Source organism: Shewanella sp. 10N.286.48.B5 (assembly GCF_002874355.2).
Lineage (GTDB): Bacteria > Pseudomonadota > Gammaproteobacteria > Enterobacterales > Shewanellaceae > Shewanella.
This window is the reverse complement of sequence record NZ_MCVG02000001.1, coordinates 1,452,299-1,467,695: the sequence shown is the minus strand read 5'-3', so window position 1 is coordinate 1,467,695 and position 15,397 is coordinate 1,452,299. Positions and strand designations below refer to the sequence as shown.

At 40.7% G+C, this 15,397-nt stretch carries 14 protein-coding genes; 7 read left to right on the top strand and 7 right to left on the bottom strand.

Annotated features, from left to right (window positions below; all coding sequences use genetic code 11):
* The first annotated feature begins 102 nt into the window (after positions 1-102).
* Entirely contained in the window at positions 103-1,665 is a 1,563-nt protein-coding gene (locus tag BCU57_RS06345) for a sodium/sugar symporter (protein WP_102439850.1), read from the top strand.
* A 169-nt stretch (positions 1,666-1,834) separates the two neighbouring features.
* Here the strand turns inward: BCU57_RS06345 and BCU57_RS06340 are convergent, their stop codons facing one another.
* Positions 1,835-2,239 carry a hypothetical protein gene (locus tag BCU57_RS06340; RefSeq protein ID WP_102439844.1) on the bottom strand — a complete coding sequence of 135 codons (405 nt, stop codon included), beginning with the start codon at positions 2,237-2,239 and terminating at the stop codon, positions 1,835-1,837.
* Positions 2,240-2,647: 408 nt separating this feature from the next.
* Between BCU57_RS06340 and BCU57_RS06335 the strand changes: the two genes are divergently transcribed.
* The 3 genes from BCU57_RS06335 (at position 2,648) to BCU57_RS06325 (ending at position 5,304) form a co-directional block, all read left to right on the top strand.
* A complete protein-coding gene (locus BCU57_RS06335; protein WP_102439843.1) occupies positions 2,648-3,055 on the top strand; it encodes a LexA family protein in 408 nt (135 codons plus the stop codon).
* A 39-nt stretch (positions 3,056-3,094) separates the two neighbouring features.
* Positions 3,095-4,351, top strand: coding sequence for a Y-family DNA polymerase (locus BCU57_RS06330; protein ID WP_102439842.1), 1,257 nt, complete (start codon positions 3,095-3,097; stop codon positions 4,349-4,351).
* Between the two features lie 296 nt (positions 4,352-4,647).
* Positions 4,648-5,304: a YgjV family protein gene (locus BCU57_RS06325; RefSeq protein ID WP_241901023.1), complete on the top strand. Its 657-nt coding sequence runs from the start codon at positions 4,648-4,650 to the stop codon at positions 5,302-5,304.
* 123 nt (positions 5,305-5,427) lie between these two features.
* On the opposite strand, the gene BCU57_RS06320 is transcribed toward BCU57_RS06325, so the two are convergent.
* Both BCU57_RS06320 and BCU57_RS06315 read right to left on the bottom strand, forming a co-directional pair.
* Entirely contained in the window at positions 5,428-6,501 is a 1,074-nt protein-coding gene (locus BCU57_RS06320) for an HlyD family secretion protein (RefSeq protein WP_102439841.1), read from the bottom strand.
* Complete coding sequence (locus BCU57_RS06315) at positions 6,498-6,983, bottom strand: magnesium transporter (protein ID WP_102439840.1); 486 nt, start codon at positions 6,981-6,983, stop codon at positions 6,498-6,500. The genes BCU57_RS06320 and BCU57_RS06315 overlap by 4 nt, the downstream gene beginning before the upstream one ends.
* Before the next feature lie 195 nt (positions 6,984-7,178).
* Between BCU57_RS06315 and BCU57_RS06310 the strand changes: the two genes are divergently transcribed.
* Positions 7,179-7,976, top strand: coding sequence for a LysR family transcriptional regulator (locus BCU57_RS06310; RefSeq protein WP_102439839.1), 798 nt, complete (start codon positions 7,179-7,181; stop codon positions 7,974-7,976).
* 19 nt (positions 7,977-7,995) lie between these two features.
* Positions 7,996-10,740, top strand: a complete 2,745-nt coding sequence (locus tag BCU57_RS06305) for a bifunctional acetate--CoA ligase family protein/GNAT family N-acetyltransferase (RefSeq protein WP_102439838.1) — start codon at positions 7,996-7,998, stop codon at positions 10,738-10,740.
* Here BCU57_RS06305 and BCU57_RS06300 read toward each other — a convergent pair.
* The gene (locus BCU57_RS06300) at positions 10,737-11,711 is read right to left on the bottom strand and encodes a GGDEF domain-containing protein (RefSeq protein ID WP_102439848.1); all 975 of its coding nucleotides are present in this window, start codon (positions 11,709-11,711) and stop codon (positions 10,737-10,739) included. The genes BCU57_RS06305 and BCU57_RS06300 overlap by 4 nt on opposite strands.
* Before the next feature lie 202 nt (positions 11,712-11,913).
* Here BCU57_RS06300 and eco point away from each other — a divergent pair, with 202 nt between their 5' ends.
* A complete protein-coding gene (gene eco, locus BCU57_RS06295) occupies positions 11,914-12,477 on the top strand; it encodes a serine protease inhibitor ecotin (RefSeq protein ID WP_102439837.1) in 564 nt (187 codons plus the stop codon).
* Between the two features lie 112 nt (positions 12,478-12,589).
* On the opposite strand, the gene BCU57_RS06290 is transcribed toward eco, so the two are convergent.
* From BCU57_RS06290 to BCU57_RS06280, 3 genes are all read right to left on the bottom strand, one after another.
* A complete protein-coding gene (locus BCU57_RS06290; RefSeq protein WP_102439836.1) occupies positions 12,590-12,868 on the bottom strand; it encodes a hypothetical protein in 279 nt (92 codons plus the stop codon).
* Between the two features lies 1 nt (position 12,869).
* Entirely contained in the window at positions 12,870-14,876 is a 2,007-nt protein-coding gene (locus tag BCU57_RS06285) for an ATP-dependent DNA helicase RecQ (protein WP_102439835.1), read from the bottom strand.
* Between the two features lie 179 nt (positions 14,877-15,055).
* Positions 15,056-15,379 (bottom strand): hypothetical protein, encoded by a 324-nt coding sequence (locus BCU57_RS06280; RefSeq protein ID WP_102439834.1) that lies wholly within the window; start codon positions 15,377-15,379, stop codon positions 15,056-15,058.
* Positions 15,380-15,397 lie beyond the last annotated feature (18 nt).

Genomic DNA, 15,397 nt, shown 5'->3' with positions numbered 1-15,397 from the left:
TGAGTTAAAAGCCATGACTTTCAGACAACTATTGTCTTTTGAAGTGACAGCGTTTTTATACTCATTAATAACAATAAAATTGGAAAGGAAAATCCTGTGGACATTAAGCTAAGTTCAATAGACATCACTGTATTTGCAGTTTACGTGATAGGACTCATCTGCCTTGCATTATGGATCTCACGTAGCTCAAAAAAAGATGGCGCTGATACTGAAGATTACTTTTTAGCTGGTAAATCATTACCTTGGTGGGCCATTGGTGCATCACTTATTGCTGCTAATATTTCAGCAGAACAGATTATTGGAATGTCAGGCTCTGGCTATGCTCTGGGTTTGGCAATCGCTTCATATGAATGGATGGCCGCGCTTACTCTGATCTTGGTTGGTAAATACATGCTACCCATTTTCTTAAAGAACAACATTTTCACCATGCCTCAATACATGGAGCAACGTTTTGACACTCGAGTTAAGACCATTATTGCCTTGTTCTGGTTAGCTGTTTATATTTTCGTGAATTTAACCGCGGTATTATGGCTAGGTGGTCTTGCAATCGAAACGGTAGCCGGCGTCGATTGGATGACGGGTATGTGTTTCTTAGCAGCTTTCTCTGTGGTCTACTCACTCTACGGTGGGCTTAAAGCCGTAGCTTACACTGATATTTTACAAGTTGTACTACTGATTTTTGGTGGATTATTGTTAAGCTATTTAGCCTTAGTTGAAGTGAGCGCTGGTGAAGGGGCAATTGCAGGCTTTAGTATTCTAACCGATCGTTTGCCTGGTCATTTTGATATGATTTTAAGTCCTGATAATCCTTTTTATAAAGATCTTCCAGGTGTCTCGGTACTCTTTGGTGGCCTCTGGGTTATGAACTTCAGTTATTGGGGATTTAACCAGTACATCATTCAACGTGCCCTTGCTGCTAAAAATGAGCAAGAAGCACAAAAAGGGATTATGTTTGCCGCTTACCTGAAAATGTTAATGCCGCTCATTGTAGTGGTACCAGGTATTGCCGCCGTTATCTTATATCCTGATTTAACCTCAGCAGATCAAGCTTATCCATCAATGATGACTTTAATGCCTGTTGGCATTAAAGGCTTAGTCTTTGCTGCCTTAATTGCGGCTATTGTGTCTTCACTGGCTTCGATGACCAATAGTATTTCTACCATTTTCACCATGGATTTATATAGCAAGTGGAAGCAAGGGAAATCTCAACACCATTACGTACAAGTTGGCCGTATTGCATCATTAGTATCGCTTATCATTGCCCTATTCATTGCTGAACCATTATTAGGACAATTTGATCAAGCCTTTCAATATATTCAAGAGTTCACCGGCTTCTTCACACCAGGCATTGTCGTGATATTTGTTATGGGTATGTTCTGGTCTAAAACCAGTTCAACTGGCGCGATTTCTGCTGCGATAGGTGCTGCGGTATTCTCGCTAGTATTTAAAATATTCTGGCCTGAGCTACCTTTCATGGACCGTATCGGGCTGATCTTCTTACTATGTTTAGCCTTGTGTATTGTGGTGTCACTATTAACACCGAACAATCAGCAAAATACCTGTGTGAGTTTAGATGATGTAAGCTTTAAAACTTCGAGCAGCTTTAACATTGCGGCAGTTGGTATCATCATCATCCTTACCGCCCTATATTACACTTGGTGGTAATCGCTTTAGTCATAGCTTCGATGTAAAGCAATATTGATTTGCAGTTTAGAAACTAAAAAATGCAGAATGTTTATGACATTCTGCATTTTTATTGGCAATAGGATTGTATTGAGAATGGTGCTAACGATTATATTAATAGCTCTATGAATATTAATTATGACCGTACATCTTAATTATTTACGTAATGGACACAATCATTCTTTTTAGCCGTTTGTTGCAGCAGTTGTTTTAACTCTGTTTTTCCACCGCTTTTAGTATCATTGATTTGTTGTTCAATGGTTTGTGTTTGCATGACAATTTTTTCAATCGCTGTTTGTCTTGCGCCCTCTTCTGACTGGCCTGATAACACGAGTTGTTCAACAAGATCTGAATAGCGTTCGTAGACTACTCCTTTATAATAATCGGCCTGTGAAGTCATCGGAGCGTTGGCATATACAATTGAGCAGCTTAAAGCACTATTGATTTGCGTGAATGAATCCTGAATTTGAATGACAACGGGCTTTTGAGTCGATGGGCTAGCGCTCGCGCCAAAAGATAATATTGCTAACATTGAAATGATAAATACTTTTTTCATTATGTTTACTCCCGTTGATGAACAACTGAATTCTGATACTGATAATAAGCTTTAAACTTGCCTCTATTTTACCTACGTAAGCTAAACGTAAGCTGAACAAACAATTAACTTTTAACGTTTTTCCTTAAAGAATGCTTATTAGGTTATTTTCGGCTAATGGTTCGACAGCAGCTCGATAATAGTCGCCACTCAATCTTAAACACTCACGCTTACCTTGCTCATAATTTAGTACTTAGCAATGCTGTTTAGTTCAGCTCACTCAGCAAAGCATTCCCTCAATGACCCATAACAGATTGAATAACCAACAATTCGCACACTTATTCGACAACCTTACGGAATTTATTGCCAATTTTACGGGGACAGCTATAATACTGTATAAACATACAGTGCTGTTAAGTGTCGATTGTTATGAAGGTTATTCCTATTTTTGCTTGTGCCGGTATTACTGGTTTTGAAAGTCCTGCTGCTGAATATCGGCAACTGCCATTAAGTTTAGATGAGCTATTGATTGAACATCCCAGTGCCACTTTTATTGGCCAAGCTAGCGGCGACTCTATGGAGAAAATCGGCATTTTTGATAAAGACATTCTCATTGTGGATCGCCATGTCAGTGTCGAAAACCATGATGTGATCGTGGCGAACTATAATGGCAACTTTGTCTGTAAGCTCATTGATACCCAGCGGCGATTATTATTATCGGCAAATGATCTTCACCAGAGTGTCACGATACAAGAGTATGACAACTTCAGTGTTGAAGGCGTGGTGATCCGTTCGATCCGTTGTCATCGCCAAAGCCCTATATTAGTTAATGACTAATATTAGCTGATTAACTAACGACTAACGGACAGTTAAACTATGTATGCATTAGTTGATGCCAACTCCTTTTATTGCAGCGCCGAGCAAGTGTTTCGCCCAGAGTGGCGTGGCCGTCCTATCGTGGTGCTGTCCAATAACGATGGTTGCATTGTGGCGGCTAACCGCCAGGCAAAAGCATTAGGAGTGGGTAAATTTGGTCCTTACTTTGAAGTGCGCGATTTTTGTGAAAAAGCAGGCGTGATTGCGCTTTCCTCCAATTATGAGCTTTATGCCTCTTTGTCTCACTCTATGATGGAAGTGATTGGCCGCTTTGCACCTGAGCAACATATTTACTCTATTGATGAGTCATTTCTGTCATTTAAACATTGTTACCCTGCGATCCCGTGTTTATTAAGCCATGCCGCTATGATCCGCCGAGCTGTTTGGAAAGAAACCCGCTTACCTGTGTGTGTCGGTATTGCTGCCACCTTAACCCTTGCCAAAGTGGCCAATCATGCCGCTAAAAAGCTCCAGGGCTATAACGGGGTATGTTATATCCAATCCATTGAGCAAAGAAATGCCATTTTAGCGACAATGAAAGTCACCGATGTGTGGGGCATCGGTTCGCGGATCGGTAACAAATTACATGCCATGGGGATCACCACCGCACTGGATCTGGCTAAATTACAACCAGGCATTGCTCGTAGCCAATTTAGTATTGAAATCGAGCGTACAGTCAGAGAGCTCAATGGCGAGGCTTGTAAAGGCTGGGATAGCGCCAGAGCAGATAAACAGCAGATCTTTTCAACTCGTAGTGTCGGTGAACGTATTAGCGATATAGACTCATTATTACAGGCGCTCAGTAAGCATGCTGGTATCGCGGCAGCCAAAGCCAGAAAGCAAGGCTCTGTGGCTAGCACCATACTGATCTTTGCCAGTAACTCCCCTTATGATGAACAGCCTAATGGCTTTAAATATCATTACCGCTGTGCATATCCAACTAATGACAACCGTGAAATCATCAGTTACGCAGCAGAAATTGCCCGTAAGCTTTATAACCCCAATACTCGCTACTATAAAATCGGGATTGGATTGTTAGATTTATCACCGGTCAAGCATTTGCAAACAGACTTATTTGCCCCAGTAAAAGATCCTGCCTTGATGCAGGTTTTTGATAAGTTAAATCAACGCTACGGTAGTGATGCAATATTTGTCGCCGCCCAAGGTATTGGAGGTAAATGGCATATGCGCCGTGAGCTATTAACCCCGCAATACACCAGCTGTTGGCAAGATATTCCGCAAATCCACTGTGGCTAAATTGGTGATAAATTGATTTGCGTGTGCTGGTTTTTATTCTGACTTGGTTCAGGTTTAGTTGTGGTTTTAAATTAGCGTAAAATGGACAACTAATATCAAACCCAAACAGTACATTAATCGATCTTAAGCTCAACAAAAATACAACTTAGCCAACTCTAGCTGTTCAAAAAACACTCTCCAGTTCACAGTTTTATATCTAATCACATGAGCGAGGCTATTATGCGATTTTAGCCATTGTGTTATTGCTGAAAAAAACGACAATACGCATCCTTAATTTTCTTGGATTGTGCTTGCCTGTGTTAGATTTTTCCGCATTTGATTTTCAGTTTATTGCCGAGCCCCTATTTTACTTTCAGCTTATTGGCTTTGTCTCAATGGCCATTGGCTGGTGGGCAAATAGCCAACAACAAGACTGCAAATTTATTCATGGCAATATGATAGCGTCAGTACTTACCGCAATCCATTTAGGCTTATTAGGCAGCTTTCTCGGCATGGCCAACCAACTAGTTAATGTTATTCGCTTTCGTTTATGTCAAAGTTTGAATAGCAATAACCAGCAAAATCTTGCATCGACTGCCTGGTTAACATCACCTTTAGCCATGTCACTCAGCTTTAGTATTATTGCCATGACGCAGGGTTTTCTATGGGCTGAGCATTGGAGTGAATGGTGTGCGGTTATCGCTGCAGTCGTAATGAGCTTTAGTTTATTCTTCTTAGCGGGCAGTCAACTAAGGTTAGCTATGGTTGCCAGTAATGGATTAAACCTGATGCTTTCAATATATTTGATGTCATGGTCAGGAATACTCTACCAAGTAATGACAATAGCAATATTGGCACTAGGGCTTATGCGCGAATTTAGCGACTACTATAACGACCAGCTCAACCAAAACTTTGAGCAAAATAGTGCCCTTGAAAGCTGTAATGAAACACAAGTGGCACTGTCTAAAGGTTAAAGTAATTAGCTTGAATCAATTCAGTTAGGATGAGTAAACCCTGTGGTAATAAGCAATTAAGAGCGAGTCATATTACTCACTCTGCTAATGCTAATACCAATGACTCGCAACGAAGGCAAATTGCTAAAGCGCATTCAGGTACGACTTTAACGCTTTAAGCCTAACAGTCGCCGCGCCAATGATATCCATAAAGCCCAATGCTGGATGGGGTTTCTCAGCAGAAATCCAAGCTGAGCCGGTTGCCCCAATCGGTAATGAATAACCTTCAGGTTCTTCAAACTCAATAACGACTGTACGACCATGAGAGCCGCCATTGTTACCCACATGCTGGCGCACATGTTGACTGCCACTCATGGGGTTAATCATGGCTTCGCCCGTACCTGAAGTAATGCTGTGCACTCTGCCTCTAAAGATTTCTCCCGGATAAGCATCCACATAGAACTCGGCAAACTGCCCAGGTTTTATATAGCGATATGATTGATCGGCAATGCGCATTTCTAAAAATTTCTTACTGGTATCAAACAAGTGCATATTACCCAAGCGGGTGCCTTCAGTTACATTGGTAATGGCAAGCTGCCCATCATATTGAGCCCGTATTTCACGACGTGAATCTGTCCATTTAGCCGATTCAATATCAGCCTCAATAGCTTGCATTTGCGCTGTTTGCGCGCCCAACTGGGCAATATTGGCAGCCACTTGGGCACGATTGGCATCAATCTGCGCCTGTAAATTATCGCGGTCCACCTGACTTGCATGCTCTTTTAAGGCCGTTAGACGCGCTAAATTACGCTCATCATTATTGATACTGACATTTAAAGCGTTAATTTGTTGGATTGCGGCAGCGTGCTGCGCTTGTACTGCATTTTTACTGGCTTCAAGGGCTTTGATTTGTTCCGTGCTATCCACTGATACTAAGGTGTAAATCAAGTCCCCTTTTTTAACGATTTGGTTATGAGTCACATAGACGTTTTCAACTTCCTGACCAATGAGTGGACTTAGCACTGCATGAGGCGCTTTAATGGTTGAGCTATCGGTTAAATCAGCGGGTGACCAAAAGCGATGGCCAGTAAACAATGAAAAAGCAATAAACATTCCTAAACCAATGGTGCGTACCGCATTAGTAAGGTTCCATTGAATTACCCCTAATTTAACTAAGAGCCATATAATTAACACATAAGGCAACATGATCTCTTTCATGATTTAACTCCTTTGATGCCATTACTAATGATGCTTGATAACCGTTTAGATAGGACATCCCAGCGCCCAAAAGCAATGATTATCGCCAGTACCCACCAGGTCTTATCAATAAACAAACCACATAAAGATAAAGCAAACACAATTTGGGTATGGGCACTCGACATGGCTTCTGCCTTATGAACTGCAACTTCATGTAATTTCCAAAATAACAGCAGTACATAGCAAATGATCAAAATGGTGACCACAAACACAAAGCCCATAAAAAATTCAGAATCTAATAGGGTTAAAATGCTGGGGTAGCCATTAACAAAGTAGCCTTCAGGTAATTGCTTACCGTGTATTTGAGTGAGTAATGAGAAGCCATAACTTAAAAGTCCGATAACCGATAACGATAAAATAAATGTGGTCATTTTTCGCACATAGAAAGATAACTTATTGCTCAATGATGGTTGAACCGTGTCGATATCAGGTAATTCAGTCATAAAGATCCTAAAAACATGAGATATTTAACAGGGAGAGTAACAATGTCTCGCTGTATATGAGCTGAATACTAGCAATAACTCACTGTGATAACGGAATAACCGATATTCCAAATGAACTATTTACTTTAGTCCCAATGTACGCTTCGAATTTATAGTGTAATATATTGTTAAATTGCACTTATTTATCGGTATCTCATGGATTTGAATGCACTGAATGTGTTTGTCACCCTGTATAGATCAGGCTCGACCCAAAAAGCCGCCAAGCAACTGGGCCGCTCACAATCATTTGTCTCAAAAGTATTGGCTCAATTACGTGAAGAACTAAGCGACCCGTTATTTATTCGCACCGCTAATGGCCTACAACCCACCAGTTATGCCGATAAAATCGCCCCGCAAATCCAAAGTTCTATCGAGCAAATTAGCTTAGCCCTAGAACCAGAATACTTTGACCCTAAAAACCTGCAGTTCATTTCGGTGCACTTAGGCGAACCCTTGATGGTATTAATGGGTAAAAGCCTAATCAATGAATTACGCAAACAAACCAATGCCACCATAGAGTTAAGACAATGGCGAAAATCCAGTAATGATGGCTTGATCGATGGCTCCATTGATATCGGCGTGCAATCATTGCGAGACAGACCGCAGCAGCTGTATCAGAAAAAAGTGGCTTCTGGTTATGTTACTAAAGTGGGCAATGAGCAAGGGGAATTTGTAAAGCTATTAGTTGATGATTTAAATGAACATGTTGAATATTTTCGTGAATTAAATGAAAACCATAATCCGACAATCATTACCGACAACTATAGTTTACATCGCCAATTACTGGCCGATCATTACTCCTATAATTTTAAAATCGATGCTGAATTGCACAAAAAAGAAGTCGCCATAGACATGGCGATTATTTGTAGTTCATCGCGGCGCCATGAAGCTAAAATAGTATGGCTATCAGAGATATGTAAAAACGTCTTATTACAAGCAATTACCACGCGTTAATGATTATGCTGAGGGTATTATGAGCCAAAGAAGTATTCACACATTATTTAAACCCACTTCCATCGCCGTTATTGGTGCCTCAAATAGTGAAAAGCGCGCGGGGCGCGTGTTGATGAAAAACTTATTGGCCAGCGGCTTTTCAGGGCCCATTATGCCCGTAACCCCTAAATATTCCGCCGTTATGGGCGTATTGGCTTATCCCAATATTGAATCGCTGCCCATTAAACCCGATTTAGCCGTGATATGTACTCGCGCCAGTCGCGTACCTGATATCGTCGAAACATTGGCGCAGTTTGGCTGTAAAATCGCGATAATTATGGCCTCAGGCATGGCTGATGAGTTTGATGAACATGGTGTTAGCCTGTTAACTCAAACGCTGCAAAATGCAAAACGTTACGGCATGCGAATATTGGGATCAAATAGTTTAGGGATGATTATTCCCACCATTGGTCTTAATGCGAGCCTAGCGCATACCGGCGCTAAAAAAGGCAAAATTGCGTTTGTGTCACAATCTGCCGCCATTTGTACTACGGTGCTGGATTGGGCTAATAATAAAGACATCGGCTTTTCATCGTTTATATCTTTAGGTGATGCATCTGATATAAATTTTGATGAATTGCTCGATTATTTAGGTCGTGATAGCCGCACCAGCGCCATTATGCTTTATATTGATTCTATTAGTGAAAAGCGTCATTTTTTATCCGCAGCGCGCGCAGCAGCCCGTAATAAACCCATATTTGTGATTAAATCGGGTCGCAGTGCTGAAGGCGTTAAGGCCGCTATGTTGCACACAGGCGGTAAAGGCGGCAATGATGCCGTCTACGATGCAGCCTTTAAGCGTGGTGGTATGTTGCGGGTGCATGACTTAATTGAACTGTTTGCCGCAGTTGAAAGTTTGGCCCACTCCACGCCATTAAAAGGTGAGCGAGTCGCCATAATCAGTAATGGCGGCGGCCCTGCAGTATTGGCCGCTGATGAACTCATTATTAAAGGCGGTAAACTGGCACAGTTGTCAGATGACACCATCACTCAATTAAATCGCATATTGCCAACAACCTGGTCTGGTCAAAATCCAATAGATATTGTCGGTGATGCTGACAGTAAACGTTATAGCCAAGCACTAACTATATTGATGGATAGCCAAGAAATGGACGCTATTTTAGTGCTGCATTCACCATCAGCATTAGAAGAAAGTGACCAAATCGCCCAGAGTTTAATTGATGTCATCAAGGGCCATCCAAATCGAAACAAGTTAAATATTTTAACCAATTGGAGTGGTGAGGATTCAGCCTACACCGCAAGAAAGCGATTTAGTAAAGCCGGGATTCCGACTTATCGAACCCCTGAAGGCGCAGTAAAAGCCTTTATGCATATGGTCGAATACCGCCGTAATCAAAAACTATTGCAAGAAGTGCCGCAATCTATTCCAGATAATATTCCCACTGACACTAATACAGCGCGGAATTTATTACAAAAAGCCCAAGCCAATAATCGTTTTATTCTCGAAACCCATGAAGCCAGTGACATTTTAAAAGCTTACGGTTTAAATACCATAGATACAGAGTTTGCCAGTAGCGCAGAGCAAGCCGTTAATATCGCCACCAAGTTGGGCTTTCCTGTGGCACTAAAAGTCCAATCCCCTGACTTGATGTACAAATCTGATGTGCACGGTGTGGTACTAAACCTCAATAATGCTGAAGAAGTGTATCAGGCAGCGCTATCCATTACTTCCAGAGTTAAGGACACCAACCCTGACGCTGAAATCAATGGCATGATAGTGCAAAAAATGGCATTAACCGCTGGCGCTCAAGAAGTGCGGGTCTCTGTGATTAATGATCCTGTTTTTGGCCCTGCAATTTGCCTTGGTGAAGGCGGCTCAGAATGGGACCCAACACGTGATGCTGCAGTTGCCCTACCGCCACTTAATATGGCACTGGCGCGCTATATGGTCATTCAGGCGTTGAAAACTCACAAACTTAGAGACAGACATTTACCCCTTGGTTTAGACATGAACGCACTGTGTGTGATGCTAACCCAAATATCGCACCTGATTATCGATTGCCCTGAAATCGCTTCTTTAGACCTTAACCCAGTGCTCGCCGCAGGTGAAACCATTACCCTGCTTGACGTTAACATGAAGCTCAATTGTACAGATATTGATCCCAAAGCGCGCTTAGCGATCATGCCATACCCAAAAGAGTTAGAACAAAAGGCCACCTTGAAAAATGGCTTGAAGGTCATGCTCAGGCCCATTCTTCCTGAGGATGAGCCAAAGCATTTAGCCTTTGATAACTCACTCAGTGATGAAGATCGCTATAAACGCTACTTTGGCGTTCGTTCGAAAATGACCCATGAGGAAATGGCGGTTTTAACACAAATAGATTACGCCAGAGAAATGGCATTTATCGCCACTGCAGAAGATGAAAATGGTGAGGCAATCACCTTAGGTGCGGTGCGAGCATCGACTGATCCTGATAATACAGAAGCAGAATTTGCTATGGCGGTGCGCGGCGACTATCAAGGAATTGGTTTAGGTAAAATGCTATTAGAAAAACTGATTAACTATTATAAAACCACTAATACTCCTGTGTTAGCGGGCTTTACCATGTTTGAAAACCGCAGTATGGCAAACCTCGCCAAAGGGCTTGGCTTTACGGTATCTTTTGATATGGATGAGCACCTGATTAAGATGCATATGGACTTGCCCCAATGTGAAGCTAACCCGCAAGCTAAAGCGGGTATAGACTCTGCCGATAAACATTAGCCTTTAACACAGTTGCGACCTGATGATTTCGCTTGATACAGCATTTCATCAGCGCGACTTAACCAGGTATCACTATCATCTCCAGGGTGGATTTCAGCAGCCCCTATCGATACTGTGATATTGCCTAAATGCTGCTTTTTTTCTTTACCAATGGTGAGCTGCTTATCTGCAATACGATTTTTAATTTGCTCAGCCACCGTTAAGGCATCTTGTAGCTCAGTATTAGGCAATAAAATCACAAACTCTTCACCGCCATAGCGGGCAACGAAATCATTACCTTTTACCGTTTGTTTTAATGCAAAAGCCACAAATGCCAGCACTTTATCGCCAACTAGATGACCATAAGTATCATTGAATTTTTTAAAGAAATCGATATCTATCATTAATAGGCAACAAGGTATATTGCTATGGCTAAACAAACTGACTTGCTCTAAAGCAAACACCTCATAGGCACGGCGATTATTTAACGAGGTTAATTCATCGGTCATTGCCACTTTACTTAAACTGGTCATTTCATCTTTTAAAGTCGTTAATTCATTACCCAGAGAGTCTATGTCGGCTTTCATTAAATCGTTGTTTAATAGCACCTTGTCCACTTCAAAACTAATATTGACGATTAACTCGTTAAGTAATTGTGGACTTGGATTTGACTGCAGTTCCTCGTTTAAAGAATGTAAGCTCGATGAAAAGTCACTAGTACCAGAAGAAAGCTGACTGATCTTACTGTATAAGCTATTGATGAGTAATTTGGTTTCAATTTGAACATTATCAATGACTTCTGGAGACTGCTCATGAATAAAGTTGTTATAAAGGCCTTGATTGACCGCGGCGGTAAACTCAACTTTATTGGCAATTAAACCATCGATCGCACGTTTTAAGTCTAAATTTGTTTCCGCATAATACTGATACCAAATGGCATAATTTTCTGGGGTAACCGGTATATGCAGCGCGGACATTTGCGGCACTGCCATTCTTAGTATTTGTGCAGAATTTTCTAAACTCGTCTTCAATTTCACGTCCTATGATTTATATAAGTCAATGTAAGCCCAGCAAAGGTAACGCTATACTTAAATGCTAAAAAATTAAATTTAAAAAAATATAACCCTTTTACGCATTTGATACGTTTAAAACAATAACAAGCATAACAATAACATTTTACATAAGAGAAACCATATGAAAATTTTACTAAAAAACCAATTAAATAAACTACCTATGGCAACGTTATTAAGCGTATCGGCGACAGTAATAGTACCCGCTTATGCCACTAGCCCTGTGCCTAACCAATTTAGTCAACCCGCAATGATAACCATGCATAAAAATACTCATGAAAATTATCAGCTAATTGACAATATAAAGATGTTTCCAAAGCCAGCGACTAAGCAAGTGCAACATATACTTGAATTAGCACAGCGTGATGATGAGGCGAGTTATAAAATTGAAATTCAAATTGGCCAAAATAAGCTGGTAGATTGTAATCACCATAGACTAAGTGGCAAATTGGTCGAGCAGAATTTATCAGGCTGGGGATATCCGTTTTATAGCGTCGATAGTATAACGGTAGGGCCAAGTACGATGATGATGTGTAATGAACCTAAAACGGCTAAATTTGTGCCAATGGGACAAAGCTTGAGCATCAATTATGATAGCCGTTTACCAAAAATATTTTACCTACCTGAAGATGCAACGTTAAGATACCGTATTTGGCAAGCTAAAGGTGATTACCACTATTCAAATTAATGTGTGGGACCATGGCTAAACAGCGTTATAACAAAGCGTCAGCAGATAACCCAAATAACCATGGTGCATCTGCTAACGCTGTTTAATATTTAACTGGATCCAAGGTAATAATTTAACAACGTTTAACCCGAACAACCTGCATAATCTCTACGCTAAATCCAGCCACAGTATGCTCTTCAGGGTAATACACTAAACTCACAAGTTGATCCTGCAAGCTCTTATATTTTTTAGTACGCTTAAATTTAAATGCTACATCGTAACCCGCTAACATCAAGGTATGGTAAACCCACTCTTCTTTTTCACGCTGAGTATGGGAAACAACTTTAACCCCTTCAATATGGTTAAGTTTTTCATGCTTTTTAAGTAGTGCATCTACGGCTTTCTTCTTCATATTAACCTGGTTCCATATCTGAGTTATTACCGTTTATGTGATTGATATAATCAACGATGTCTTGATATCGATACTGACTGCAATAACCAAAACCTGACAGTTGCTTTACTTTGTTGCGGGTAAAAATCGGCACACTAATACCTGCTAAAAATTTAGTTTGAACCGCTACAGATATCGGCATAATGCCTTTTGCGTTCATATGAGTGCAAAACTTATTAAGATACTGCTGCAATGACGCTAATTGAGTGATTGGCGCTAATGCCTGTTGCGGCAACAATGCTATCTGCCCACGACAGACACTACAATGACCACAATGACTAGGTGCTTGCTGATCATCAAAATAACGCGCCAATTTAGCAGTAATACACTCAGTTGATTCAAAAAAACTAATAAGCTGATTTAAACGTTTTATCTCTTTGACTTCGTTACTTTGGAAGTAATCAGACAAACTTACAATAAGGTTTGGATTACTTAAAGCATTGATATCAACATTAAACACTTGGGTTATTTTTTTGGTTTCTAACTGGATATATTGTTTGTCTGCTAGGTAGTCTAACGCCGAAACTACCCGTTGCCTGTCTGCACCATATTGCTGATATAAGCTATCGAAATCTAGTTGACCCCATATTTTCTTAAAACGAGTATGCTCAAATATTTGCTGCAGAAACGCTTGGCGCTGGGGATCAAAACTGGCCAGCAACTGCTGTTTATCAATCAAAAATTGATACTTAAACTCAGCAAAATAAGCAAAGCTTGGTTGCACCACGTTGGCTAATTCAAGTTGAACTAACAGGGTTTTTAACGGCAACTGTTTAATGTTACAGCTAGTTGAAATCGCATACTCTTGCATTTCCCAGCGGCCATGTTCAACTTCAGCGCTAATATGTTCTATTAAGTTGGTAATCGCTGAGGGTTCTGGCGTATCGCCATAAACAAAGTTTTCAATGGTATTTAAGCCATCTTTGTTAGCTAGCGTAATACAATGAGACAATTGCCCATCTCGGCCTGCACGGCCGATTTCTTGGCTGTAGTTTTCGATAGATTTCGGTAAATCGTAATGAACCACAAAACGGATATTGCTTTTATCTATTCCCATACCAAAGGCAATTGTGGCAACAATTACGTTGATTTGGCCGTCCATAAATTGCTGTTGGATGCGATTTCTGAGCTCTGAATCAAGTCCTGCATGATAAGCGGTGGCTTGAATATTGTTAGCACTTAAAAAAGCCGCGATATCTTCTGCCGTTTTTTGCAAGGTCACGTAGATAATCCCAGCACCTGTGCATTGCGATACTGTGTTGACTAATTCCGATTGCTTAGCGGCTTCAACAACAGGTTTGATACTGATATCTAAATTACTGCGATAAAAACCCGTTTGTACCACTTGCTCAGGCAAAATAGCAAAACGGTTGGCCATATCCAGCTTTACCTTTTCAGTGGCTGTGGCGGTTAATAACAACACTTGGGCAATACTAAATTGCTGCACATAAGATGGGATTTTTAAATAATCAGGCCTGAAGTTATGGCCCCATTCAGAGATACAATGAGCTTCATCAACGACTAATAATGAAATATCAATACTGCTAAGAAACTGCCTAAAACGTTCATTTTTAAAACGCTCAACTGACACCATTAAAATTTTTGTATGCCCGCGGCGAACATCACGCATAACCTGCTGTGTTTGCTCAAAGGTTAAGCTTGAATCTATGCTGGCGGCATTTATTCCCTTAGCATTTAAAAAAGCGATTTGATCTTTCATTAACGCAAGCAATGGCGATACCACTAAGGTGACATTAGCCAGTTGTAAGGCGCTAAATTGATAGCACAGTGATTTACCTGAGCCTGTAGGAAAAATGGCTAAAGAAGATGCTCCTGACAAAATATGTTTAATTACATCAATTTGCCCTTCTCTAAACTGATTAAATCCAAATTGCTGCTCGAGCTTTTGAATTAAATCGGCGTTGTCATGTAGTAATGGCGAAGGACTATCAAACGATGGAGTTTGCATACTGGAGCCTAGATTGATGATTAAAGCGAAGGCAATTATACGCTAACACGAATAAAATTGAAACTCTGAAGCTTATAAAACAATAACTTATAAAATACTTACCCGAGGTGAACACGGCTTTATTCATCAAAAGAATAAACAGAAATATCGGAGCATAAAGTTGAAATAAACAAGGTCGGTTAGCCTTTACGTGATAGGTATTGATTGATTAACAAGGTTAATTTGTCTTCGAAGGTTTCTTGAGCTTGCTCTAAATCATCGCCAAAGCGAACCATAAATTTAGTGGCTTGCTCACGAGATAACATGTTATTGGCTAGACAGTACGCCATTTCATCGAGTTGTTTGTTGTAACGTGGCTCTAAAAACCATTGGCATGTTGCAGTATCAAGGCTTGCCAGCATTTGCTGTGCTAAATCACAAAATATTTGTATGTGCTCCATACCATCGGGGCCCAAACAACCGGGCTCTAGACGATATAACACAATCAACTTACTTTCTAACATAGAGTAACACTCGCATCC

What these genes read in the sequence shown, in the direction of transcription:
- BCU57_RS06340 (WP_102439844.1), bottom strand. Translation starts at nt 2,239, where the DNA reads ATGAAAAAAGTATTTATCATTTCAATGTTAGCAATATTATCTTTTGGC.
- BCU57_RS06335 (WP_102439843.1), top strand. Translation starts at nt 2,648, where the DNA reads ATGAAGGTTATTCCTATTTTTGCTTGTGCCGGTATTACTGGTTTTGAA.
- BCU57_RS06330 (WP_102439842.1), top strand. Translation starts at nt 3,095, where the DNA reads ATGTATGCATTAGTTGATGCCAACTCCTTTTATTGCAGCGCCGAGCAA.
- BCU57_RS06320 (WP_102439841.1), bottom strand. Translation starts at nt 6,501, where the DNA reads ATGAAAGAGATCATGTTGCCTTATGTGTTAATTATATGGCTCTTAGTT.
- BCU57_RS06315 (WP_102439840.1), bottom strand. Translation starts at nt 6,983, where the DNA reads ATGACTGAATTACCTGATATCGACACGGTTCAACCATCATTGAGCAAT.
- BCU57_RS06310 (WP_102439839.1), top strand. Translation starts at nt 7,179, where the DNA reads ATGGATTTGAATGCACTGAATGTGTTTGTCACCCTGTATAGATCAGGC.
- BCU57_RS06305 (WP_102439838.1), top strand. Translation starts at nt 7,996, where the DNA reads ATGAGCCAAAGAAGTATTCACACATTATTTAAACCCACTTCCATCGCC.
- BCU57_RS06300 (WP_102439848.1), bottom strand. Translation starts at nt 11,711, where the DNA reads ATGGCAGTGCCGCAAATGTCCGCGCTGCATATACCGGTTACCCCAGAA.
- eco (WP_102439837.1), top strand. Translation starts at nt 11,914, where the DNA reads ATGAAAATTTTACTAAAAAACCAATTAAATAAACTACCTATGGCAACG.
- BCU57_RS06290 (WP_102439836.1), bottom strand. Translation starts at nt 12,868, where the DNA reads ATGAAGAAGAAAGCCGTAGATGCACTACTTAAAAAGCATGAAAAACTT.
- BCU57_RS06285 (WP_102439835.1), bottom strand. Translation starts at nt 14,876, where the DNA reads ATGCAAACTCCATCGTTTGATAGTCCTTCGCCATTACTACATGACAAC.
- BCU57_RS06280 (WP_102439834.1), bottom strand. Translation starts at nt 15,379, where the DNA reads ATGTTAGAAAGTAAGTTGATTGTGTTATATCGTCTAGAGCCCGGTTGT.